23 protein-coding genes are annotated in these 22491 nt (G+C 32.7%); 18 read left to right on the top strand and 5 right to left on the bottom strand.

What is annotated here, in order from left to right; genetic code table 11:
- The first annotated feature begins 325 nt into the window (after positions 1 to 325).
- The 13 genes from rpiB to tsaB all read left to right on the top strand — a co-directional run bounded on the left by rpiB (position 326) and on the right by tsaB (position 12273).
- Positions 326 to 760, top strand: a complete 435-nt coding sequence (gene rpiB, locus ACZZZA_RS04845) for a ribose 5-phosphate isomerase B (protein ID WP_463430069.1) — start codon at positions 326 to 328, stop codon at positions 758 to 760.
- A 284-nt stretch (positions 761 to 1044) separates the two neighbouring features.
- Positions 1045 to 3195 carry a ribonuclease R gene (gene rnr / locus ACZZZA_RS04840; RefSeq protein WP_463430068.1) on the top strand — a complete coding sequence of 717 codons (2151 nt, stop codon included), beginning with the start codon at positions 1045 to 1047 and terminating at the stop codon, positions 3193 to 3195.
- Positions 3195 to 3710, top strand: coding sequence for a hypothetical protein (locus tag ACZZZA_RS04835; RefSeq protein ID WP_463430067.1), 516 nt, complete (start codon positions 3195 to 3197; stop codon positions 3708 to 3710). Before rnr ends, ACZZZA_RS04835 begins: the two co-directional genes overlap by 1 nt.
- A gap of 161 nt (positions 3711 to 3871) precedes the next feature.
- Positions 3872 to 4558, top strand: a complete 687-nt coding sequence (locus tag ACZZZA_RS04830) for a LysE family translocator (protein WP_463430066.1) — start codon at positions 3872 to 3874, stop codon at positions 4556 to 4558.
- A gap of 117 nt (positions 4559 to 4675) precedes the next feature.
- Positions 4676 to 5608: a S66 peptidase family protein gene (locus tag ACZZZA_RS04825; RefSeq protein WP_463430065.1), complete on the top strand. Its 933-nt coding sequence runs from the start codon at positions 4676 to 4678 to the stop codon at positions 5606 to 5608.
- Positions 5608 to 5961: a DoxX family protein gene (locus tag ACZZZA_RS04820; RefSeq protein ID WP_463430064.1), complete on the top strand. Its 354-nt coding sequence runs from the start codon at positions 5608 to 5610 to the stop codon at positions 5959 to 5961. Before ACZZZA_RS04825 ends, ACZZZA_RS04820 begins: the two co-directional genes overlap by 1 nt.
- Positions 5961 to 6332 (top strand): YraN family protein, encoded by a 372-nt coding sequence (locus ACZZZA_RS04815; RefSeq protein ID WP_463430063.1) that lies wholly within the window; start codon positions 5961 to 5963, stop codon positions 6330 to 6332. The genes ACZZZA_RS04820 and ACZZZA_RS04815 overlap by 1 nt, the downstream gene beginning before the upstream one ends.
- Positions 6333 to 6350: 18 nt before the next feature.
- Complete coding sequence (locus tag ACZZZA_RS04810) at positions 6351 to 7100, top strand: SDR family NAD(P)-dependent oxidoreductase (protein ID WP_463430062.1); 750 nt, start codon at positions 6351 to 6353, stop codon at positions 7098 to 7100.
- Between the two features lie 10 nt (positions 7101 to 7110).
- Positions 7111 to 7539 carry a hypothetical protein gene (locus tag ACZZZA_RS04805; RefSeq protein WP_463430061.1) on the top strand — a complete coding sequence of 143 codons (429 nt, stop codon included), beginning with the start codon at positions 7111 to 7113 and terminating at the stop codon, positions 7537 to 7539.
- 96 nt (positions 7540 to 7635) lie between these two features.
- Positions 7636 to 10659: an HsdM family class I SAM-dependent methyltransferase gene (locus tag ACZZZA_RS04800; RefSeq protein ID WP_463430060.1), complete on the top strand. Its 3024-nt coding sequence runs from the start codon at positions 7636 to 7638 to the stop codon at positions 10657 to 10659.
- A 22-nt stretch (positions 10660 to 10681) separates the two neighbouring features.
- Positions 10682 to 11293: a hypothetical protein gene (locus tag ACZZZA_RS04795; protein ID WP_463430059.1), complete on the top strand. Its 612-nt coding sequence runs from the start codon at positions 10682 to 10684 to the stop codon at positions 11291 to 11293.
- A 5-nt stretch (positions 11294 to 11298) separates the two neighbouring features.
- Positions 11299 to 11553 carry a hypothetical protein gene (locus tag ACZZZA_RS04790; protein ID WP_463430058.1) on the top strand — a complete coding sequence of 85 codons (255 nt, stop codon included), beginning with the start codon at positions 11299 to 11301 and terminating at the stop codon, positions 11551 to 11553.
- Between the two features lie 39 nt (positions 11554 to 11592).
- On the top strand, positions 11593 to 12273 hold the full coding sequence (gene tsaB, locus ACZZZA_RS04785; RefSeq protein WP_463430057.1) for a tRNA (adenosine(37)-N6)-threonylcarbamoyltransferase complex dimerization subunit type 1 TsaB: 681 nt from the start codon (positions 11593 to 11595) through the stop codon (positions 12271 to 12273).
- A gap of 16 nt (positions 12274 to 12289) precedes the next feature.
- Here the strand turns inward: tsaB and porW are convergent, their stop codons facing one another.
- From porW to ACZZZA_RS04765, 4 genes are all read right to left on the bottom strand, one after another.
- Positions 12290 to 14896: a type IX secretion system periplasmic lipoprotein PorW/SprE gene (gene porW, locus ACZZZA_RS04780; protein ID WP_463430056.1), complete on the bottom strand. Its 2607-nt coding sequence runs from the start codon at positions 14894 to 14896 to the stop codon at positions 12290 to 12292.
- A gap of 87 nt (positions 14897 to 14983) precedes the next feature.
- Complete coding sequence (locus tag ACZZZA_RS04775; protein WP_463430055.1) at positions 14984 to 15538, bottom strand: Maf family protein; 555 nt, start codon at positions 15536 to 15538, stop codon at positions 14984 to 14986.
- Positions 15539 to 15547: 9 nt separating this feature from the next.
- Positions 15548 to 16066: a KdsC family phosphatase gene (locus tag ACZZZA_RS04770; RefSeq protein ID WP_463430054.1), complete on the bottom strand. Its 519-nt coding sequence runs from the start codon at positions 16064 to 16066 to the stop codon at positions 15548 to 15550.
- On the bottom strand, positions 16056 to 16805 hold the full coding sequence (locus tag ACZZZA_RS04765; RefSeq protein WP_463430053.1) for a Rossmann-like and DUF2520 domain-containing protein: 750 nt from the start codon (positions 16803 to 16805) through the stop codon (positions 16056 to 16058). Before ACZZZA_RS04765 ends, ACZZZA_RS04770 begins: the two co-directional genes overlap by 11 nt.
- Positions 16806 to 17081: 276 nt before the next feature.
- On the opposite strand from ACZZZA_RS04765, the gene ACZZZA_RS04760 reads away from it, so the two are divergent.
- The 5 genes from ACZZZA_RS04760 (at position 17082) to lepA (ending at position 21602) form a co-directional block, all read left to right on the top strand.
- On the top strand, positions 17082 to 17633 hold the full coding sequence (locus ACZZZA_RS04760; RefSeq protein WP_463430052.1) for an RNA polymerase sigma factor: 552 nt from the start codon (positions 17082 to 17084) through the stop codon (positions 17631 to 17633).
- A gap of 17 nt (positions 17634 to 17650) precedes the next feature.
- Positions 17651 to 18280 carry a hypothetical protein gene (locus ACZZZA_RS04755; RefSeq protein WP_463430051.1) on the top strand — a complete coding sequence of 210 codons (630 nt, stop codon included), beginning with the start codon at positions 17651 to 17653 and terminating at the stop codon, positions 18278 to 18280.
- Between the two features lie 6 nt (positions 18281 to 18286).
- Entirely contained in the window at positions 18287 to 18799 is a 513-nt protein-coding gene (locus tag ACZZZA_RS04750; protein WP_463430050.1) for a hypothetical protein, read from the top strand.
- A 272-nt stretch (positions 18800 to 19071) separates the two neighbouring features.
- On the top strand, positions 19072 to 19623 hold the full coding sequence (locus ACZZZA_RS04745; protein WP_463430049.1) for a hypothetical protein: 552 nt from the start codon (positions 19072 to 19074) through the stop codon (positions 19621 to 19623).
- 182 nt (positions 19624 to 19805) lie between these two features.
- Positions 19806 to 21602 (top strand): translation elongation factor 4, encoded by a 1797-nt coding sequence (gene lepA, locus ACZZZA_RS04740; protein WP_463430048.1) that lies wholly within the window; start codon positions 19806 to 19808, stop codon positions 21600 to 21602.
- A gap of 67 nt (positions 21603 to 21669) precedes the next feature.
- Here the strand turns inward: lepA and ACZZZA_RS04735 are convergent, their stop codons facing one another.
- Entirely contained in the window at positions 21670 to 22437 is a 768-nt protein-coding gene (locus ACZZZA_RS04735; RefSeq protein ID WP_463430047.1) for a hypothetical protein, read from the bottom strand.
- Between the last annotated feature and the right edge of the window lie 54 nt (positions 22438 to 22491).

Genomic DNA, 22491 nt, shown 5'->3' with positions numbered 1-22491 from the left:
CATATTTAATTCACAATGTAAATCATTGAGCGTCTGATAAATTTAAGACTTACTCACAAATATTAGTAACTTTTGTCTGATATTAAATATTAGTTTCTCTTGTATGGAAAAAACAAAGATTAATGAAGGTAAAGATTTTGAAAGTTTTGTATTGACTTTGCCATGGTTTAGTTCATTAACAAATTTTCGTATTCAAACATATTTTAGTTCAGAAAAGTTTTCCACAGTTATTCACAGTGCTTTTCACATTTTATGAGTAGGCAAATCACAATTTGCATTTTAATACTTAAATTTGTAGAATAATCTAAAGTATAATAAGTTTATAATGAAAAGAAAGATCGCTATTGCCGGAGACCACGCTGGTTTCGAGTATAAAGAAATTCTGAAAAAGCATCTTGAAGAGCAATTTGAAATACAGGATTTTGGAACATTTTCTACCGACAGTGTAGATTACCCAGATTTTGTACATCCTGCAGCAACTTCTGTTGAAAACGGAGAAAATGAATTGGGAATCCTTATATGCGGAAGTGGTAACGGAGTGCAAATCACTGCTAACAAACATCAGAAAATTCGTTGTGCTTTGTGTTGGATGCCAGAAATTGCAGAGTTAGCAAGACAACACAATGATGCAAATATGATTTCTATTCCTGCAAGATTCATATCTAAAGAAGTTGCGATAGAAATTGCAAACAGATTTCTTTCTACTGATTTTGAAGGTGGAAGGCATCAGACAAGAGTTGATAAAATTGCATTTTGTTAAAACATAAAGACCTGTAAATCGATTTGCAGGTCTTATTTATTTTTAAAACCTTATATTTGTACGATCAAATAGAAATTACCAATCTGTTATTCCATCATTCAGACCTTGAAAAATATTAAATATATTTATTAAAAGGTTTCCCCCACTTCTTCTTTTTTTATTAAATTTATACGAATGAATCATGTGCAAATCTAAATCAGTAGATTTGAAATGAGATGAAGTGAATCCAAAATAAGAAAAAATAAGCAATCAATGGAAATTGGTTGAATAATAAAATAATAAAAATGCCAAAAAAAAATAAATACATAAGTCAGAAAAATGATTCAAAGCTCATGGAAATAGGGAAATTGATTCTCCGTTTCATGAATCAGAATCAAACTAAAATATACAATTATAAACAGATTTCAGATGGGATCGATCACAAAAATCCGAGACAGCGTGAGCTGGTCATTCAGTCTTTACACAAGCTTTTAGCAAGTCAAAGAATCAAGGAAACTGAAAAAGGAAAATTCAGCATCAATCTTAATATTGAAGGTACATTGACAGGGATTATCGATTTTAACCAAAGCGGAAATGCCTATGTAACTGTAGAGAATTTAAAAGATGATGTTTTCGTTCATTCTAAAAACGTTAAGGATGCATTGCAGGGCGATAAAGTTCTCATTGTAACCTACAATTTCAAAGGAAAAAAGATGGAAGGCTCTGTGCTGGAAGTTTTGGAAAGAAACCGTACGGAGTTTGTAGGAACTTTTCAGCTGGTTCCGCACAAAGAATTCGGATTTGTAGTTTGCGATAAAAAAACCATCAACACAGATATTTTTATCCCAAAAGGTAAAATAAACGGTGCAGAAAACGGCGATAAAGTCGTTGTAAAAATGCTGGAATGGAAAGCAGGAGACAAAAATCCTGATGGAGAAATTATTAAGGTTTTGGGTGCTCCCGGAGAACATGAAACAGAAATTCACTCTATTTTAGCAGAATACGGTTTGCCTTACAATTTTCCTGAAGAAGTGGAATTGGATGCCGAAAAAATAGACAGAAGAATCACCGATGAAGAGGTGGCAAAGCGCAGAGATATGCGTAAAATATGTACGTTTACCATAGATCCGAAAGACGCAAAAGATTTCGATGATGCTCTGTCGATTCAAAAATTGGACAACGGAAACTGGGAAATCGGGGTACACATCGCAGACGTTTCTCATTATGTGATTCCAGGTACAATGTTGGATGATGAAGCTTACGAAAGAGCAACTTCTGTGTATTTGGTAGACCGTGTAGTACCGATGTTACCGGAAGTTTTAAGTAATGATGTGTGTTCGTTACGTCCGAATGAAGATAAATTTACATTCTCAGCCGTTTTTGAGATGAATGAGAATGCGGAAGTTGTGAATGAATGGTTTGGAAGAACCGTAATTCACTCAGACAGAAGATTCACGTATGAAGAAGCACAGGAAAGAATTGAAACTCAGGAAGGCGATTTAACGGAAGAAATTTTAACGCTTGACAGACTTGCAAAAATCATGCGTGATCAGAGAATTAAAAATGGGGCGATTACTTTTGACAGAAGTGAGGTTCGTTTTAATTTAAATGAAAAAAGCGAGCCGATTGGAGTGTACTTTAAAGTCAGCAAAGATTCTAATCATTTAATTGAAGAATTCATGCTTTTGGCAAACAGAAAAGTTTCTGAATTTGTTTCGCTTAAAAAAGGAAGACCCAACGGAAATACGTTTATTTACAGAGTTCACGACGATCCGGATCCTGCGAAGTTAGAAGCTTTAAGAGATTTCGTTTCGACTTTCGGATATAAAATGGATTTGGCAAACACCAAAAAAGTTGCAGAATCTTTGAATAATTTGCTTCAAAATGTAAAAGGAAAAGGCGAAGAAAATATGATTGAAACTCTGGCGATGCGAAGCATGAGTAAAGCGGTCTACTCTACAGAAGCAATTGGTCATTATGGTCTTGGGTTTGATTATTATTCGCACTTTACCTCTCCTATCCGTCGTTATCCCGATTTGCTTGCCCACCGTTTGCTGCAACATTATCTGGATGGCGGAAAGTCTCCAGATAAAAACGAGTTAGAAGAAAAATCTAAGCATTGCAGTGCTAGAGAACGTTTGGCAGCAGATGCAGAAAGAGATTCTATCAAATTTATGCAGGTAAAATTCATGGAAAAACATTTGGGAGAAACATTTACGGGTGTTATTTCCGGAGTGGCAGAATTTGGTTTCTGGGTGCAGATTCCTGAAAACGGTGCAGAGGGTTTGATCAAATTACGAGATTTGATGGATGATTCTTATTCTTATGACAAGTCTACTCATGCGGTCTATGGTTCCAGAACTGGGAACAGGTATCAATTGGGTCAGGAAGTTAAAATAAAAGTAATAAAGGCTAATTTAATTCAGAAGCAATTAGACTTTAAGATTGTTGATTAATGACCAAAACAGATAAATCTATTGTTTTTAGCATATTAAATGTTATTTTAATAACAACTATGATGTTTAAAACTGTTTTCAATTTTTATTTGTTTGTTGTGATTATCGGTTTAATTTGCATTATTGTTAATCGATTAATCAACAAAAACGTTATTAAGATTCAAGGCGGAGATAAAAAATATTTTTTTGGAGTCATTTTTCCTTTTATACTCAATTGTTTTTTTCTTATAAATTACATAACAGGAATGAATCCAAAAGAAGAAACATATTGCTTTAAGAGTAAGGTTGCTGAAGTTGGAGGAAGGTATAGTCACCAAAAAGGAAAAACCACATATATTTATTTGAATGGCGATGCCTACAAATATTCTTATATGACAAGAAGTTTTTTTATTGATTATAAAAAAATGTGGGGATACAATCAAATCATTTATACTTTTGAAAGAGGTATATTTGGTTTAAAAATTAGAAAAGATTACAAATTTGTCTACAATGAATCCTGCGCAGATAACTATTAGATCTAAAGTGTGGAATTTCAATTTTTAAATAATAGAGACTGTCTTGTATGGCAGTCTTTTTTTGTTTCTAAAAACTTTTATGAAGAATTGGGATTTTAAAAATCACTTTTTACAGACAAATAGAAATATAATTTTTAAATTTGGGATAGAAACAATTTTTAATGTTTGAACTCATATTTTCGGCCATTGGTCTAGGTTTTATGCTGAGCTTAGTTTTTATTGGTCCTATCTTTTTTTTGCTTATTGAAACCAGTTTTACAAGAGGTCCGAAACATGCTTTAGCACTCGATTTGGGTGTAATCACGGCAGATTTGTTGTGCATTGTCGCAGCATATTATGCCAGTGCAGATTTGGTAGATCTTATCGACAAACATCCCGGGTTTTACAGAATTACCTCACTACTGATTTTAGCCTACGGAATCATCATGATCGTCACCCGTACAAAAATGAAGCTTCCGGGCGAAGAAAAAATAATCGGACAGAATTATATTAAGACATTTTTAAATGGTTTTCTCCTCAACCTTCTCAATGTTGGCGTGATCCTATTCTGGCTCGTCACAGTGATTGGTGTCAGAAATCAATATCCGGATACCTGCAACGTGATTTTGTACCTGAGTATCGTAATCGCAACCTACCTTGGAATTGATTTGGCTAAAATTTTCCTTGCAAAACAATTTCACTATAAACTCACTCAGAAACTGGCGAATAAGATCAGAAGAGTGGTTGGCTGTATTCTTATCCTTTTTAGTTTCTTTATATTTCTTCAGAGTTTCAAAAAGTTTAATCAGTTTGATAAAAAATTAGAAGAGGCCGAAAAGAAAGAATTAAAATTAAAGAAAACTCAATAAAATACCTGCGATTAAAAAGAAAAAACATCAATGACATATGAAATTGCCATGATTTAGAAACACAAACAAATCAAGTTCATCGATTGCATATGACCTTTAAAAACATAAAAAATACATATGAAAAAAATATTTCCAAAATCCCTGAAAAAAGGCGATAAAATTGCCATCATTTCCCCTGCGGGAGCTGTAGAACCCGCTCAGCTTGAGAAGGGAATTAAAATGATTACATCTAAAGGTTTCGAACCCGTTTTAGGGGAAAATCTTTATACGAAATTCTCTAACGGCTACAATTACGCAGGAACTGAAGAGCAACGAACAAACGACATCAACTGGGCATTAAACGACCCGGAAATTTCTGCCATCTGGGCATCTCGCGGAGGTTACGGATGCCAACATTTAATTGAAAATTTAAGTTTGAAAGGTTTTGTTAAAAATCCGAAGTGGTACATTGGTTATTCTGACAATACCGTGATACAAAGTTTTTTGTTGAAAAAAGGTTTCGTTTCAATTCACGGACAGACGATTAAAACCTCAAGCTTCGGGGTGACAGATGAAAGTTATGATCTTACTTTTAATATTCTCAAGGGAAAACCTTTAAAATATACTTTAAAATCAAATCAGTTTAACAAAGAAGGAAATATTGATGGTGAATTGGTTGGAGGTAATTTAGCCTTAATTTATGCGCTTTTAGGAACCAGGTATTCTTTTGATTTTAAAGATAAAATTTTATTTATCGAAGATATCGGTGAAAATTTTTATGCACTCGACAGGATGATCATGAGCTTAGAATTAGGAGGAGTTTTTAATAAAATTAAAGGACTTATAATTGGTGGAATGACCAATATGGGCGATGAAAAAGAGAACAAGCAGTATGAAGAAAGTTTTGATGAATTTGCTTATCAATTAATTTCAGACAGGATTTCAAAATATACATTTCCGGCTGTTTATGGCTTTCCGAACGGTCATATTCATAACAATATACCCTTGATTATAGGTGCAGAAGTCTCTTTGAAAGTTGGGCGAAATGTGTTATTAAATTTTAAACAATAATGCTTTTCTACTCAAAATTTTTACTCTCATTTCTATTAATATCTGCAGGTATTTTTCATTTTGTGAAACCTCACTTTTTCATGAAAATCATGCCTGATTATATTCCGTTGCATTTGAAGATGGTTTACATCAGCGGTGTTGTAGAAATTGTATGCGGCATTCTCCTACTCTTTCCGGGAACTCAGAAGTTTGGTGCGTATCTTTGTATCGCTTTATTCATCGCAGTTTTTCCTGCCAATATTGAGATGGCAAAAAAGTTTTATCAGATTCATCATAAATATTTTTGGCTGACTGTTTTGAGACTTCCTTTGCAGCTTGTTTTGATTTGGTGGGCTTATCAATTTAGAAAATAATGGCAGATCACAACGATTTAGGAAAAAAAGCAGAAGATTTAGCAGCCGAATATTTACTCAAAAACGGGCACAGAATTTTGGTACGAAATTTCCGGTATCAGAAAACTGAGATTGATATTATTTCAGAAAAAGAGAATTTAATTATTGTCACAGAAGTGAAAGCCAGATCAACAGATTTTTTCATTCTGCCACAGGAAGCCGTTACAAAAGGTAAAATTAAATCAATTGTTACCGCAGCCAATCATTTTATGGAAGAATTTAATAAAAATCAGGAAGTAAGATTTGATATTATTTCAGTCTTGCCAGACGAAAAAGGAAAATTATCAATAGAACATATTGTAGATGCTTTTCAGGCATTCGATGCAAATTAGTAGATTACAACAAAAATTATGAAAACAATACTCATTACAGGAGCAACATCCGGAATAGGAAAAGCCACGGCAGAACTTTTTGCTCAACAAGGAAACAGAATCATCATTTGTGGAAGGCGTTCAGATGTTTTAGAGTCTGTAAAACAAGAACTATCAAAATTTACCGAAGTTTTTAGTTTACAATTTGATGTCAGAAATCTTGAAGATGTTGAAGACGCCATTGCATCACTACCGGAAGCATGGAAAAACATTGATGTGCTTATCAATAATGCAGGAAATGCACATGGTTTAGAACCATTATCAGCAGGAAGTACTAACGATTGGGATTCTATGATCGACGGAAACGTAAAAGGACTTTTGTATGTCTCAAAAACGCTGATTCCGATGATGAAAGAAAGAAACTCTGGTCATATTATCAATATCAGTTCAGTTGCAGCAAGACAGACCTATGCAAATGGTGTAGTTTATTGTGCTACAAAAAAGGCAGTCGATATCATTTCTGAAGGAATGAGAATAGAACTCACAGAATTTGGAGTAAGAGTGACCAATATTCAGCCGGGAGCGGTAGAAACAGATTTTTCTTTAGTGAGGTTTAAAGGAGATCAGGAAAGAGCTGCAACAGTTTATGCAGGCTATGAAGCGTTGAAAGCAGAAGATATTGCTGATGCGATTGCTTATTGTGTAAATGCTCCGCAACACGTAACTGTTTCGGATATGACAATTTATCCGAGTGCACAAAGCGAACCAAGAACGATTCACAGAAAGTAATAATTTGAGAATGAAATTTCTGAGGTTAATTTTTTTATTGGGTTTTGTCATTGGTTATTCTCAGAATTATTCAAAAGATGAGGAAGCTGTTTTAATTCAGGCTAAAAAGCTTGATTCTTTGATGGAAAATAACAATTCTGAAATTGTTCATCTATTGTGTTCAGATGTTTCATTTGGTCATTCGAATGGCTGGGTTCAGAATCTGGATTATTTCAAAAAAGATTTTTCTTCAAAAAAAGTTATTTACAAAGATATCTCACAGCTTGAAATTTCAGAATTGAAACAGAATAAAAATACAATAAGTCTTAGAAGAATCATTAAGGTTGCCGGTCTTTATAAAAAGCAAGATTTTGAAATGAAACTGGCTTTATTGGAAATCTGGATCAAAAAGAAATCTGTGTGGAAATTGTGGAGCCGGCAAAGTGTGGAAATAAAATAGTATAATTATTGAAAATAATAAGGAAATTTTGTTATATTTTTGTACCTTGAAAATTTACAAAATATAATTTAAAAAATTGATTTTCAGTATTTTAAAATGAATAACGCTATAATAAATGATTTAGATATTTTAGACTTTGCAAAAGATTGTGAAGTTTTTGATATTGATTTATTTGATAAAGAAAAATATGGTATTATTCAAGTTTATGAAAATGAGAATCAGCCGGTAATTTTTTTAAAAGAAGTTGAATCGTTTGATTTTATTACTTTAAAAAAAATCGCTGAAATCCACAAAACTTGCTGGAATTTTCAAAAGGTTCTTTTCTTATATGTTTATACCAAAACAGAAATCAGAATTTATAATTGTTCTGAAAAACCTTTCGTCTACAAAGACTCTATTCAAAGAAATGAATTTACAAAAAAACTAAAAAATTTGGAGGCATATTCTTGTCAAAAAACTGATAAAGAAAAGCTTCAAATATTGAATGTAATCTTTTCAAGAATAGCTATTGATACAGGTTTTATTTGGTCTTCAGAAGAAGCGGTAGAAATCAGAAAAAATATACAATTTCAAAATAGAGTTGATAAATATTTGATTCAAAGCCTTATAAAAACGGCAAATGCTTTAGATAAGAAAGGATTAAAGAATAAATTTATCATTCATAAATTGATTATGCGTTCTCTATTTTTGTTTTATTTGGAAGACAGAAAAGCGACTTCTAAAGATTTATATCAATCGATTTTACCAAAAGCAAATTCATTTTTTGATATTTTAGATAACGTTAAAGCAACTTATAATCTTTTTGAAAAATTAGCTGACGATTTTAACGGAAGTCTTTTCAATTTTGAAGATAAAGAGAAAGATTCGGTTACAGAAGAACATTTGGAATTGATAAAAAACTGTTTTTTTGATGGTTACCAAGATGAGGCTAATCCGGTCTTATTTCGAGATGAAAAGTTATTTGATTTTAGTATTATTAGAATTGAATTGTTAAGTGAAATTTATGAAAATTTCTTATCACAGTTAGATGATAAAAAGAAGAAAGATTCAGGAACTTTTTATACGCCGCCGTCATTAGTTGAATTGATTTTAAACGAAAAGTTGCCCGTTAGAAATAAAGAATCAGAATACAATGTAAAAACTTTAGATCCAAGTTGTGGCTCTGGAATTTTTTTGGTTCAAAGTTTTAAAAGGTTGGTAAAGCGTTACGAGAATAATCAAAATGCAAAACTGACGGATTTTAATGTTTTAGTAGAAATTCTTAAAACAAATATTTTTGGGATTGAGCTTGATCCTAAATCTATAAGAGTAGCTGCATTTAGTTTGTATCTAGCCTTATTAGACAATCTTGACCCAAAAACAGGTTGGTGGAACAAAACCATTCAGTTTCCCTATTTAATCAATGACCCTGAAGATGCGAGTTTAAAAGAGCAAGGAAATAATCTTTTTAAAAGGGATACTATTTCTGATTTGTCCGACATTGAGGAATTACAAAATTTTGATTTAATTGTTGGTAATCCGCCTTTTGGAGAACTAATGTCAGAAGAGAAAGATGTAGAAAATATTCAAAGAAAAATTAGGGATTATTGCAACAAAGAAAAATTTCCAAAAGAAATGGTGTTGCCATTTTTACATAAAGCTTCATTATTTGCGCCTAATGGTCAAATCGCCTTAATTTTTAATACTAAAATTCTAACAAACACAGGAGGAACTTATCAGCATTTTAGAAGGTGGCTATTCAAAAATTATGTTGAAAAGATTTATAATTTTTCCATTTTAAGGAATATGTCAGAAGAGTTTGGCGGGCAATTATTTGGTTCAGCAGTTGGACCAATTAGCATTATTTTTTACCAAAAAGAAACTCCTGAAAATCCAAAAGACACTATAACTTATTACGCTCCAAAGACGTATATTAAAAATGATATTTTGGAAGGAATCGTTATTGATTCTTCTGACGAAAAACATTTGCCAAGAACCGAATGTGAGAAGAAGGATTCCAAAATTTGGAAAATAGCAATGTGGGGAAGTTATTTCGACTTTGATTTAATAAGAAAAATAGATGATAATTATATAACTTTAAATGAATCATTTAAAGCAAAAAATGTTGAATACAAAACTGGTTTAAATGGAGATATTCAAAAGCAAGACTTTATACCAAGTTTTATTGTACAGACAAATAGTATAGCAAAATATTACACTCAGAAAAGTGCAGTTAAGCCAAATAGTAAGTATTATAGAAATATTGACCATAAATTATTTGCTCCACCATATGTCGCTATAAAAAAAGGACAAAAAGATAAGTTAATTACAGCATCATTAATTACTCACGATGCGTATTGTATGAGTGGCGCTTATATAATAAATAATATACCCGATAATGAAAAAAAAGTAATTTTAGCTTTAATTAATTCAAGATTTTCTACATACTTTTTATTTTTAGTTTCTTCATCTTGGGGAATTGAAAGGGAACAAATTATGTCAAATGAGTTTTTATTTCTTCCGGATTTATTTGATAAAAAAAATAAGGCGGATTTAGTTTCCTCTAAGATTGATGAGATAATAACAATAAAGGAATCAGATGAGGTAGTTCACGATATTTCACATTTAGAAAAAGAAATTGACCAAATCATTTATAATGATATTTTAAAGCTAACAAATGATGAGCAAATTATCATTCAAGATACTTTAGATTACAGTTTAGATTTATTTGAAAAGCAGGCAAATTCAAATGCTGTAAAACCTATTTTAGAAATTGACCATTACACGAATAGAATTACTAATGAACTCAACGATTGGTTAGACGATGTAGATTTAAAAGTTTCGGCAACGCATTACAATATTGATAGAAGTTGCCCATTGTATATGATAAAATTATCTTTTGGAAATGAACAAAAGAAAACTATAGTTTCAAAAGAAGACATCAGAAAAGAGCTTAAAATCTTAGATAAAAAACTTTGGAAGGAAGAAGCAAAAAACCTTTATTTCAGAAAAAAAATAAATTATTTTGATGGTAATGATGTGTATATCATAAAACCAAATCAAAGAAGATTTTGGAGTCAAACAACGGCTATGGAAGACAGTAAGTCTTTGTTGGTTGAAATAGCGAAAGGAAATGGCTAAAAGTCTCCAATTGATAAATAAAGTGAATTTAAGTTTTGAATTAAAGTGTTTACGCCTTTTGATTCAATCATTTGGTTCAGCAATTGAAGAAAACTTGCTTTCATCTGAGTGGGAAGAAGAGTCAATTTCTGCACACATTGTAAAACATCTCCGAAATTTTAAAAGTGATTTTATCATCAATTATGAAGTTCCATTGGTTGAAGAAGATATTTACAGTGCAAAAAAACGTGTAAAAAACTCAAACAGAATCGATATTTTTTTTCAAAAGAATCAATGGAATCAAAAAGAATACTTAGAATATCACGTTGAGGCTAAAAATATTTCATCTGCTGAATGGAAAAAATCAACAGGAACAAAAGTTAACGCGTCTCAGCAACAGACCGAATATATAACTAAAGGAATAGAAAGATTTTTAACAGGACATTTTAAAAATAAAAATGGTTGCTTGTTAGGTTACATAGTGAATGGTAATTTAGACGATTTGCTATTAAAAATCAATAGTAAAATTGAACTTAATAAGAGCAAATCTGAAATCATTAGCTTTAAAGATGAGATGATTAATAATCATAAAATTTATGAATCTTGTCATTTCCAGAGAAATGTTAAACATTTATTTTTTGCTTTCTTAAACTAAAACATATGAGTTTTATTCAAACCAAAATCCTCACCGCACTAAAAACCAACAAACTTAACCCTAAAAGATTAGGAGAAAGAAAATGGTATAGTTATTTTATCTCTATTGATGAACTGGTCTGGACAAGAAATTTTATTGATGGATACTTAATTCACATCTATTCAAACAAATATAAAACCGAACATTTGGCAACTTTTACTTTATCCTATAATGTTTTTGAAAGAAAAGATATTTTGCAAGTAAATTATGAAAGAGATTAATGTCTTAAAAATTTATTAAGAAACGAGAAACTAAATCAAATGAAAATCCTATACCTGGAAACCTCTTCCAAAAACTGCTCAGTTGCCATTTCAGACGGCGAAAAATTGTTGTGCGTTTGTGAAGAAGTTTCTGAAAATTATAAACAATCTGAAAGTCTTCACTCATTTGTAGAATGGGCGTTAGAAGGAGCAGAAATTTCTCTCAAAGATATTGAAGCGGTTGCTTTAGGAAGAGGGCCTGGTTCTTATACCGGATTGAGAATTGGTGCTGCATCAGCGAAAGGGTTCTGTTACGGATTAAACATTCCTTTGATCGCTGTCAATTCTATGGAAAGCATGATAGAGCTTTTTTTAGCGCAAAACTATGATTATGTTATCCCTTTGATCGATGCAAGAAGAATGGAGGTTTATACCGCTGTTTATGATGGAATAACAGGAAAAGAACTTGTTCCGACAGAAGCTAAAATTTTAGATGAAACTTCTTTTCAGGAATTTAAGGACAAGAAGATCATATTTGTAGGCGACGGGGCAAAAAAAGCAAAAGAGATTTTAAATCTTCCAAATGCTGATTTCAATGAAGACATCTACCCTTCCGCTCAATATTTAGTCAAGAGAACTTTAGAGAAAATAAATAATAAAGATTTTGAAGACACTGCTTATTTTGAACCTTTTTATTTAAAAGAATTTCATGGTGTTAAAAAGAAAAAGAGCGAAGATTAACCTTCGCTCTTTTTTATTATTTCTTCTGTGCCGGAACAGGTGTCGTCATTTCCAATGGTTGACTATTCATTCCCGGTTTTTTAGGAACACCACTTTGTATGGCGTTGTTCATCGGTTGCGAACTATTTGGCAACGGATTGTTTTGATTTCCGGGAGCAGTCATATTTTGTGATTGCGAGTTATTCTGTACTGGCTGACCAAAACCTGCAGGGTTTTGAGACACATTATTATTCCCGGGATTTTGTGGTATTGTATTTCCTTTATTGTCTGTAGACTGAAATGCAATGTCACTTTTCAGATAATTCAGCATTTCTTTTGCCTTCTCACCTTCAGGAGTTTTTCCATAGTTCAGAACGATCTGCTCCAGCTGTAAAATCATGACTTCTTTACCGCTCGATTTTCCGGCATTGAAGGCATTCAAAAGATAAAGTTTAGGAACAAGCGCATCTTTAGGATTTTTTTGAATGGCTTGGTCGAGTATATTTTGGCTTTCAGCAAATTTTTCAGATTCAAATAAAGCATATGCCGTTTTGTAATTATTTTCCATTTCAGGAGAAGTTTTTACAAACGTATTATTTTTGGGATTCCTGGCAAATTCTGCATATGAGCTGTATGGATAATCTGTTGTCAAAATTTGCTTTGCTCTTGCAGACGCTTGCGGATTTTTTTCATAATTCATTGCAAATATCTCGTACAAAGCCTGCAACATAACTTTCTCTTCGGGTTTTACGTCTACAAGATCATATAATGTTTTTGTCGCCAAAGGAGTATTGGTAAAATAATTTTGGTACATGATTCCCAGACCCAAAGAAGCAGTATCTCTGTCTTTTTTTAATTGTGATAACTTTCCGGCATCACTTGGGATTTGCTCGATATAATAAGCGGGTTCAAAACGTCTTGGGTTGGGTGCTGCGCTCACTCCCAAAGCTTCATTTTTCAGGTCTTCGATCGATGCCATTTTCTTGGAATAACGCCAGTTGTCTACCAGAGCTCTTTCGCCCCAAACCTGCTTAAATGTTGAGGTTCCTTTACTTACGGTTCCTGTATTTCCATAATAAAATCCTTTAGCTGATGTACCGAATTCTTCAAAAGAGGTTGCACTGTTGGCAAATAGTGAATTGGCATTGTAATCTCCCGTATCAAAGCCTTTGTTTCTTTCTTCACGCAGTCTTGCAAGTTCTTCTTTGGCTTCTTTAGCCTTTAGTTTTTCGATATATTGAGCAAAATAATCAGTTTTCTGAGGTTCAGACATTTTAGCAATAGCCAGAATACTGTCGTTTTTTCTGATTAAATAATAGTTTCTTGATATTTTTTTAATATTTTCTGCCTGATCTTTCAATAGAATTTTTGATGGTTCATAGGTCATGGTAACCAACGCAGAATCATAGTATGCACCGGCTCCGATGTAATCATTTTTATCTAAATAGCTTCTTCCGATTTCATAATAAGTCAAACCTCTTACCTGCGGATCTGAAACTTTTTCTAAAAGAGATTTTCTAAAGAATTCTTGTCCTTCGTCCTGCTTTCCGGCTTTTGTAGCCATTAAACCAAGCGCATAGTAGAATTCGTTTTTTCTTGAAGCATAAGTTCCTTTCTTGCTGATATCTTCTAAGTATTTTCTTGCACCGGCATAATCACCTTTTCCGTTGAATGTTTTGGCAATTTCAATTTGAGACTTCACTTCAAATTCAAAATCGTTGGCGTATTTGTAAGCTGCTGCAAAACTTTCACGTGCAGGTTCGTTTCTTCCTAATTCTGCCAAAACCTGGCCGCGTAAAAATGCAATTCTGCTTTTTAGTTTTCTGTTTCCATTCAATTCGAAAGCACGGTCCAGTTCTTTTACCGCTTCCTCTTTTTTTCCGGCATCCAAAAGAGATTCTGAATAATATATACTTAACAGTTTTTCATGATCTTTACTGATTCCTTCACTTTTTAATTTAGCAAAAACCTGATCAGATTTATAATAATCTTTAAGCTGAGCATACGCTAAACCTTCATAAACTCTTGCCAAAGGAAGTCTTTTATCTTCCTTCATATGGGTAAAAACATAATTCAGTGCATCTAATGCCTGTCTGGATTTTCCTTGGTAAATACGAGATTGTGCGAGAATAATATAAGCATCGAAAATAGTTTTGTTTTGCTCTTCTCCCTTTCTGATCACCGAATATTTTCCGATTGCTTTCAAAGCTTTTGCTTCTGCAATTTCCAGCGTGGTTGCCCCTTTATTTTCTTGTGGATTGTTTGGGTCTTGTGGCTTTCCCGGCATTCCTCCTGGGTTGCTTGGCGGCATACCGGGAGCACTTCTTCCGTTAGGTGAAGAAGGTCTGTTAACTTCCGCCATTTTCATGGAGTTTTCTGCAAAGGCTGAAGACTGCCCGAGATCACTTCCTATTGGCTGTTCTTCGTAGGTAAGAATAGGAATATGAGGTGCATAAAAATTATCTTTATGAGCTTTATCTCTGCCTTCAAATTCACTGTTCAATGCGTCTTTTGCATTAAAAAGTGTATTGTAATAGGTGGTAAATCCTTTTAGAAACTTCGATCTGGCTTCCGGTTTTTTTACTTTCGTACCACAGGAAACAACAATAATCACTGTCAAAAGGAATAGAATATTCTTTTTCATTATTTAATATAACTCGCTAATCTGCTTTTTATTATCAAAAAAGTTTGATGATTCTGTAAAAATAATAAAATTTTATCGGGAAATTATTTATATTTCTTTTAAAATTTTGTAAACCAAATGGGTAGGCAATCCCATAATGGTGTAAAAACTACCCTTCATGTTTTTTATTTTTGCCATTCCGAGCCATTCCTGGATGCCATAGCTTCCCGCTTTGTCGAAAGGTTTGTAATTTTTTATATAAAAATCAATTTCTTCTTCAGAAATTATTTCCAGCTCTACATGGGCAACATCGGTTTCTGTAATGGTTTTATTTAAAGTTTTAACAGAAATTCCGGTGTAAACCTGATGTGTTTTGTCTGAAAGTTTTTGCAGCATACTTTTGGCGTCGGCTTCGTCTTTTGGTTTACCTAAAATCTGATTGTCTATGGCAACAATCGTATCTGCGGTAAGTAAAACTTCATCTTTTCCCAGCTTTCTAAATGCGTCTGCTTTTAATTCGGATAAATATGCAGCAGCATCTTCTATTTCTATATGTTCGGGTAAAATTTCTTCGCAGTCAATTTTTACGACTTCAAAATCAAAACCTAAGCTTGAAAGCAATTCTTTTCGTCTTGGAGATTGGGATGCTAAAAGTATTTTCATCATTTCAATTTAAACAGATTGTGTATTGTCATCATGCCATTTTCTCTGTACTTTCATTACCTGCTCGATAACATCACGAACAGCTCCGCTCCCACCCTGCTTTTGTGAAATATAATCTGCAATATTTTTAATTTCGGGAACAGCGTTTTCCGGGCAAGTAGAAATTGCCGAATTTTGCATCATGTGAAGATCCGGAAGATCATCTCCCATCGTGAGAATTTCTTCGTTTTTAAGATTATATTTTGTTTTAAAATCTTCATAATCTACCATTTTGTTATGCGATTTTGCGTAATAATCTTCAATTCCGAGATAATTGATACGATGTCTTACCATTTCGTCATTTCCGCCGGTGATTACTCCAATCAGATAATTGTTTTTCAGGGCTTTAACGACAGCATAACCGTCTAGAACATTCATTACTCTGCTCATATTTCCGCCGGGCATCAGATAAACGCTTCCGTCGGTGAAAACTCCGTCTACATCAAATACAAATGCTTTTATATCTTTTAATTTTTCTTTATAACTCATACATTTTTTTAATAGAATGATTCATTGTTTTATAAATCTCAAGACTTTCATCTTTTAACAATTGTTCATGTAATTCCAACACTCTTGTGTCGTTTCTTACTGCAGGTCCGGTTTGTGCAGATTTGGGTTCGATTTCTTGAATTTTCTTTACCGTTTCATCAATCAACGGTAAGAAATAATCAAACGGAATTTCCTGAGCATCTGAAATTTCTTTGGCTCTGGAGAAAATATGATTCACAAAATTACAGGCAAAAACTGCGGTCAAATGAATGTATTTTCTTTTTTCATGACTGCTTTCCATCACATTTTCAGAAATTTTCGAGGCTAATCTAAAAAGTAAATCTTTATCTGCATCATTTTCAGTTTCAATAAAAAAAGGAATTTTAGAATAATCCAATTGTTTAGATTTAGAAAAGGTCTGTAAGGGATAAAAGCTTGATTTTCTGTACTCTCCTGCCAGAACTTCTTTAGGAAGAGAACCCGATGTATGAGTAACCAGGCAATCTTTTTTGGTAATGATTTTAGAAACATTCTCAACGGAACCATCACTCACACAGATGATATAAAGATCTGCATCTTCCAAAACATCTGTCGAAAACGGAGTATTTAATTCATTAGATATTTTGTACAAATCATCTTCATTTCTGCCAAAAATCTGAACCAGAGGAATTTTTTTCTGCGTAAAAGCTTTAGCCAAATGATAAGCGACATTTCCGGAACCGATGATTACAATTTGCATAAAACAAAGATAACATTTTGTTATGATTAGTAGAAAGGTGATTTCATGACTGTAGCATTTAAAGTCTAAGTTTTTAGAATTTTAATTGATATTTTCGATGTCGCTTAAGAAATATCTAAATTCTCAATCTCGCAGTGTTGAGATTCTTTCAGAATGACCAACCTACTGTAGAATTTTGTTGATAAAGATTTATAAATAATAAACATTTGGACTCAAAATTGAATAAGTAATTTAACTTTCAACTATTTTTGTTATCCAAAACAATGAAAGCATCCTATGAAGATTAAAGACGCGGAAATTATATCGCTGATGCAAAACCCACGAACCCAGGAAAAAGGAGTTCGGGTATTGATGGATGCTTATCAGAGTAGATTGTATTGGCACATCAGAAGAATTATTGTAGACGGAGACCTTGCTCAGGACACGTTGCAAGAGACTTTTATTAAAGCTTATCAGAATTTTCATCAGTTCAAAAATGATAGTCAGCTCTACACTTGGCTGTACAGAATTGCGACCAATGAAGCTCTGCAGCAAATCAATAAGCTCAAAAGGATGCAGAAAACAGATGAAGATCCTGAATATTATATGCAAAATCTGGTAGCCGACAATACACACAGCGATGCAGAAGAGATACAGATCTTTTTGCAAAAAGCCATACAAAGCCTGCCCGAAAAGCAGAAACTGGTATTTATGATGCGGTATTATGATGATTTGCCCTACGAGGAAATATCTAAAATTGTAGATATGTCTGTAGGAACTTTGAAAACAAATTATCATTACGCCAAGCAGAAAATAGAAGAATATATTAAAGAAAATTACGAAAGATAATTTTTAGAAACAACGACATGAAAGATTTTGATCTAGATAAATTAGAACGTAAAAACATTTACAAAATTCCTGAGAATATATTTGAAAGTATTCAGGATAAAGTGTTGAGCGAGGTAGGTGATTTTGATCTGGAAACATTAGAACGTAAAAATATTTTCAAAGTTTCTGAGAATATGTTCGAAAATATTCAGAATAAAGTGTTGATAGATATAAAGTCTGATAAAAAGTCTCCTATTTTCAAATTAAACTGGGGATATGCAGCAGCAGCTTCACTGGCATTAATTTTTGGCTCGACTTTTTTATATAACTCGGTTTTAGATTCAAACAATGATAAAGGATCATCGGAAGTTTATGCTAATAATCCTTTACCAAAAACTGAAAGTGAAATTGCTTACGAAACTTTAAAATCTGATTTAACTTCAGTTGAAAATAGTAATCAAACAATTAACAACCAGCAGACTAATAATCAAATAAAAACGGTAGCTTATGTTCCTAAAGATAAAGAAACTAAGCCAAAAGCCGATAAGCCGGTTTCTAAGAAAACTGAGGCTCAAATGACAGAATATTTGGATTCATTTTCTAGTTCTGAAATTGCAGAACTAGCCAACAATTCAACACAGGATGTTTATTTGGATTTATATAATTAAAAAGAGATGAAAAAGATATTATTTGCACTTCTTATTGTTTACGGTTTTGGCTTAAATGCCCAAAAAACAGATTACGACTGGAAAAAAATGGATCCTAAACAAAGAAAAGAAGTTATAAATAATCTTTCTCCTGAAGAAAGAAAAACACTTCTTACTCAGTTTAGAAATAATATGGTGTTGGAAAATCTGGACGTAGATCCGAAAGATAAAACGGAGTTTACCGAAGTTTACAATGAGTATCTGGATAGCCAAAAAAAGATAAAAAATCAATTTGACTCAAACTTCAATCCGGAGACATTATCCGAGGATGAGGCTAAAGTGAAATTGCAGCAAAGCTTCGATGTAGGACAAAAATTATTAGATAATAGAAAAAAATATGCGGAAAAGATGCAAACCGTCATTCCGTGTCAGAAAGTTTTGAAGTTGTTTCAATCAGAAGGTATGATGAGAGATAAGATGAATGAAAGAAAGCCTAAAAGCGGGAGCAATAAGGGTTCAAAACCCAGACAAAACCCATAATAGTTTATTTTTTTAATGTTGGACGACCCTCGCAATTTATTGTAAGGGTCGTTTAATTTTAGAGATTACCATAAACTTAAAACCTTAGAGACAATTTTTAATTTTGCGAAATTTAGCTTTAACGAAAGCATATATATGCTTTACCGTGTAAAGACTTAAAAAAGATCGAAGCAGTTTTTTTATAGAAATTTGAAAATGAAAAAATAATTTTTGATTTATGGTAAACCTTAAAATTATGTAATATTGAAATATGTATTTTTGTAAAAAAAATCATGAAAAAAATAATTCTATTTTTCGTTTTAATCTCAGGACTTACTTTTGCTCAAATGGAGAATTTTGTAATTGATAACTCTCAAGTTTCGTGGCAGAAAGTTTATGAGACGGATAAAAATTTTGAAGGGATAATTGAGAGTTTGAAGGGTAGAAATAATTTAATTATCAAGGAAAAAAACGAAAATTCTTTAGAGGGGGAATTTTCAAATCTTATAATGGATTATAAAAAAGCTGGGCATACTTATATGGGAACTCCAATTATATTAAACGAAACAAACAAATATAAAGGTTTTTTCAAACTAGAATTTAAGGAAGGAAAATATAGAGCAACTATTCGTAATGTTTCATCTGAGGGTATGACTGTAACAATGTATGGTTCAGGATTAGGTTTGGGTAGTCAATTAGATACAACACTTGAAAATATGGCTCTAAACAAAAAAGGAGAGCTACGGAAAGGTTTTCCGAAGGTTTCAGGTAAGATCATTGACGTAACTTTTACTAATCTTTTTGATTTCACCAAAATTGAAGAAAATAAAAAGGCTGATTGGTAAGTGATTTCAAACTCAATTGGTTTTCTTGAATAAGAAAGATGATAAAAGATTTTATATTATCTCTGTTTCAATTACAATTAATTGAATGTTTTTTAAAAGAGAAAATTTATTTTTGTATCATATCAGTTAGAATAAGGAATTATCCTTCATTTTCTTATCTTTGCAGATTACATAGTTCTTAAATGAAAAACATACGAAATTTTTGCATAATTGCCCATATCGACCACGGTAAATCTACTTTGGCAGACCGTCTTTTGGAGTACACCAATACCGTGACTCAGAGAGAATTACAATCTCAGACGCTTGATGATATGGATCTGGAAAAAGAACGTGGGATCACGATAAAATCTCACGCCATCCAGATGGATTATGAGCTTAATGGCGAAAAATATATCTTAAACCTTATTGATACACCGGGACACGTAGATTTTTCTTACGAAGTTTCCCGTTCTATTGCCGCCTGCGAAGGTGCGCTTCTGATTGTAGATGCTGCACAAAGTATTCAGGCACAGACGATTAGTAATTTGTATCTGGCTTTAGAAAATGACCTGGAAATTATTCCGATTCTGAATAAAATTGACCTCCCGTCAGCCAATCCTGAAGAAGTTACTGATGAAATTATGGGACTGATCGGGTGTAAGTATGAAGATGTTCTTAGAGTGTCCGGGAAAACCGGAGAAGGTGTTCACGATTTGCTTGAGCAGATTGTAAAAAGAGTTCCGCCACCAGTGGGAGATCCTGATGCACCGCTTCAGGCTTTGATTTTTGACTCTGTTTATAATCCCTTTCGAGGTATTGAAGCTTACTTCAAAGTAGTGAATGGCAGTATTTCTAAAAACGAAAAAATCATGTTTTTCGCAACGGGAAAAGAATATGGTGCAGATGAGGTCGGAACTTTAAAACTAAAACAGCTTCCCAAGAAAACAATTGAGTGTGGTGATGTAGGTTACATTATTTCCGGAATTAAAGATGCCCGTGAAGTAAAAGTGGGGGATACCATTACTTCTTTTGTAAATCCTGCAGCTGCAGCGATTGACGGATTTGAGGAAGTAAAACCAATGGTCTTTGCCGGTATTTATCCTATTGAATCAGAAGATTTTGAAGAATTGAGATTTTCACTTGAAAAATTAAGACTGAATGATGCTTCTTTGGTTTTCGAACCTGAAAGTTCCGCAGCCTTAGGTTTCGGTTTCCGTTGCGGATTCTTAGGAATGCTTCATATGGAAATCGTGCAGGAACGTTTGGATAGAGAATTCAATATGGATGTGATCACGACGGTTCCCAACGTATCGTATTTAGGATATTCTAAAAGAGAACCTGAACTTCCGATTTTGATCAACAACCCTTCAGAAATGATTGATCCCAATCTTTTAGACCGGGTTGAAGAACCCTATATAAAAGCTTCTATCATTACAAAATCTGACTTCGTAGGTGCTGTAATGACGCTCTGTATTGAGAAAAGAGGAGAAATTGTTAATCAAAGTTATTTGACAGCAGACAGAGTAGAGTTAACCTTCAATATGCCTTTGGCTGAGGTTGTTTTCGACTTCTATGATCGTTTAAAATCTATTTCAAAAGGTTACGCTTCGTTTGATTATTCGCCCATCGGAATGCGTTCTTCTAAATTGGTAAAAATGGATATTTTAATCAACGGAGATATGGTAGATGCTTTATCATCTTTGATTCACGATTCTAACGCTTATTATATCGGGAAAAAAATGTGTGAAAAGCTTCGTGAGCTGATTCCGAGACAGCAGTTTGATATTGCTGTTCAGGCAGCTTTAGGAGCGAAAGTTATTGCAAGAGAAACCATTAAAGCTTTAAGAAAAGATGTTACTGCAAAATGTTATGGTGGAGATATTTCCAGAAAAAGAAAACTACTAGAAAAGCAGAAAGAAGGGAAGAAGAAAATGAAGCAGATTGGTAGAGTAGAAGTGCCACAATCGGCGTTTATGGCTGTTTTGAAGCTGAATGATTAACCATCATTGATGGTTTTAAAATATAAATCCGCAGAAATTTTCTGCGGATTTTTTATTGGATAAAATTTCAATTTTTTTGATTTTGAACAATTTTTTCATCAACTGAAATTTCAAATTCTTTTGAAAAAGCTTTAAAAAAAATAATTTTTGCGTTTCTTATACTACCTTTTTTGAAATGAGGGAAAGAATAAATTAAAATTTCATTAGGTTTCAACTCGAAATATAGTTTTAGATCTGTTCCCATTCCGCAAATCATATAGTTGCTGTTACGGATAGATTGAAATTGCTTATTATTTGAAATGTACAAAGCTACATCAGATGTCTGAATTGGAACTTTCAAAGTTTTCGCAGAAATATTCTTAATAAAAATGGGAAAAGCTTTATGTTTTTTTATCTTGTTTGTTTCATAATCTCTTTTATAAAGCGGTACCGTGTCGTTTTCTCTTACAATGATAGAAAGATTTTTATTAGATAAAGAATCATAAAAATTTTCTTTGCTTTCTAAAATTTCAATTTCTTCATTTCTAAAATAAAGATCTTTGATATTCTTTATTGAATCATTTAGATTTTTAATTCGTTCATTATAATTTTTTTTATTTTCATTTTTTTTTGGAGGTGGCGGTGGTTCTGACATAATATTTCTATAATATTTTGTCTCAATTTTTGTACAAGGTAACCCTTTATATAACAGATTGCTTCCTTCTTCGTTGGAATCTTCATTAAACTCTTGAAACGTCAACTTATCATCCTTCGGAAAGCTCAAAACAATATCATCCGCAAAAGTTTTTTTCTCTTTGCAGCTCGTTAATATTAAAATCAAAAGAAATTGTTTCATTTCAAATGTTTTATAAGAATTTGAATGTACAAAAAAACCGTTTCAACTGAAACG

This window comes from Chryseobacterium sp. AC405b, from assembly GCF_979258685.1.
This window is presented reverse-complemented; position numbering and strand designations above follow the sequence as displayed.

Bases quoted from the DNA above. Each gene is read 5' to 3' on its own strand.
- ACZZZA_RS04830 (WP_463430066.1), top strand. From the start codon at position 3,872: ATGTTTGAACTCATATTTTCGGCCATTGGTCTAGGTTTTATGCTGAGC.
- ACZZZA_RS04760 (WP_463430052.1), top strand. From the start codon at position 17,082: ATGAAGATTAAAGACGCGGAAATTATATCGCTGATGCAAAACCCACGA.
- ACZZZA_RS04755 (WP_463430051.1), top strand. From the start codon at position 17,651: ATGAAAGATTTTGATCTAGATAAATTAGAACGTAAAAACATTTACAAA.
- ACZZZA_RS04735 (WP_463430047.1), bottom strand. From the start codon at position 22,437: ATGAAACAATTTCTTTTGATTTTAATATTAACGAGCTGCAAAGAGAAA.
- ACZZZA_RS04805 (WP_463430061.1), top strand. From the start codon at position 7,111: ATGAAATTTCTGAGGTTAATTTTTTTATTGGGTTTTGTCATTGGTTAT.
- rpiB (WP_463430069.1), top strand. From the start codon at position 326: ATGAAAAGAAAGATCGCTATTGCCGGAGACCACGCTGGTTTCGAGTAT.
- ACZZZA_RS04810 (WP_463430062.1), top strand. From the start codon at position 6,351: ATGAAAACAATACTCATTACAGGAGCAACATCCGGAATAGGAAAAGCC.
- ACZZZA_RS04815 (WP_463430063.1), top strand. From the start codon at position 5,961: ATGGCAGATCACAACGATTTAGGAAAAAAAGCAGAAGATTTAGCAGCC.
- ACZZZA_RS04835 (WP_463430067.1), top strand. From the start codon at position 3,195: ATGACCAAAACAGATAAATCTATTGTTTTTAGCATATTAAATGTTATT.
- lepA (WP_463430048.1), top strand. From the start codon at position 19,806: ATGAAAAACATACGAAATTTTTGCATAATTGCCCATATCGACCACGGT.
- ACZZZA_RS04750 (WP_463430050.1), top strand. From the start codon at position 18,287: ATGAAAAAGATATTATTTGCACTTCTTATTGTTTACGGTTTTGGCTTA.
- ACZZZA_RS04775 (WP_463430055.1), bottom strand. From the start codon at position 15,538: ATGAAAATACTTTTAGCATCCCAATCTCCAAGACGAAAAGAATTGCTT.
- ACZZZA_RS04790 (WP_463430058.1), top strand. From the start codon at position 11,299: ATGAGTTTTATTCAAACCAAAATCCTCACCGCACTAAAAACCAACAAA.
- ACZZZA_RS04800 (WP_463430060.1), top strand. From the start codon at position 7,636: ATGAATAACGCTATAATAAATGATTTAGATATTTTAGACTTTGCAAAA.
- porW (WP_463430056.1), bottom strand. From the start codon at position 14,896: ATGAAAAAGAATATTCTATTCCTTTTGACAGTGATTATTGTTGTTTCC.
- ACZZZA_RS04745 (WP_463430049.1), top strand. From the start codon at position 19,072: ATGAAAAAAATAATTCTATTTTTCGTTTTAATCTCAGGACTTACTTTT.
- ACZZZA_RS04825 (WP_463430065.1), top strand. From the start codon at position 4,676: ATGAAAAAAATATTTCCAAAATCCCTGAAAAAAGGCGATAAAATTGCC.
- tsaB (WP_463430057.1), top strand. From the start codon at position 11,593: ATGAAAATCCTATACCTGGAAACCTCTTCCAAAAACTGCTCAGTTGCC.
- ACZZZA_RS04770 (WP_463430054.1), bottom strand. From the start codon at position 16,066: ATGAGTTATAAAGAAAAATTAAAAGATATAAAAGCATTTGTATTTGAT.
- ACZZZA_RS04820 (WP_463430064.1), top strand. From the start codon at position 5,608: ATGCTTTTCTACTCAAAATTTTTACTCTCATTTCTATTAATATCTGCA.
- ACZZZA_RS04765 (WP_463430053.1), bottom strand. From the start codon at position 16,805: ATGCAAATTGTAATCATCGGTTCCGGAAATGTCGCTTATCATTTGGCT.
- rnr (WP_463430068.1), top strand. From the start codon at position 1,045: ATGCCAAAAAAAAATAAATACATAAGTCAGAAAAATGATTCAAAGCTC.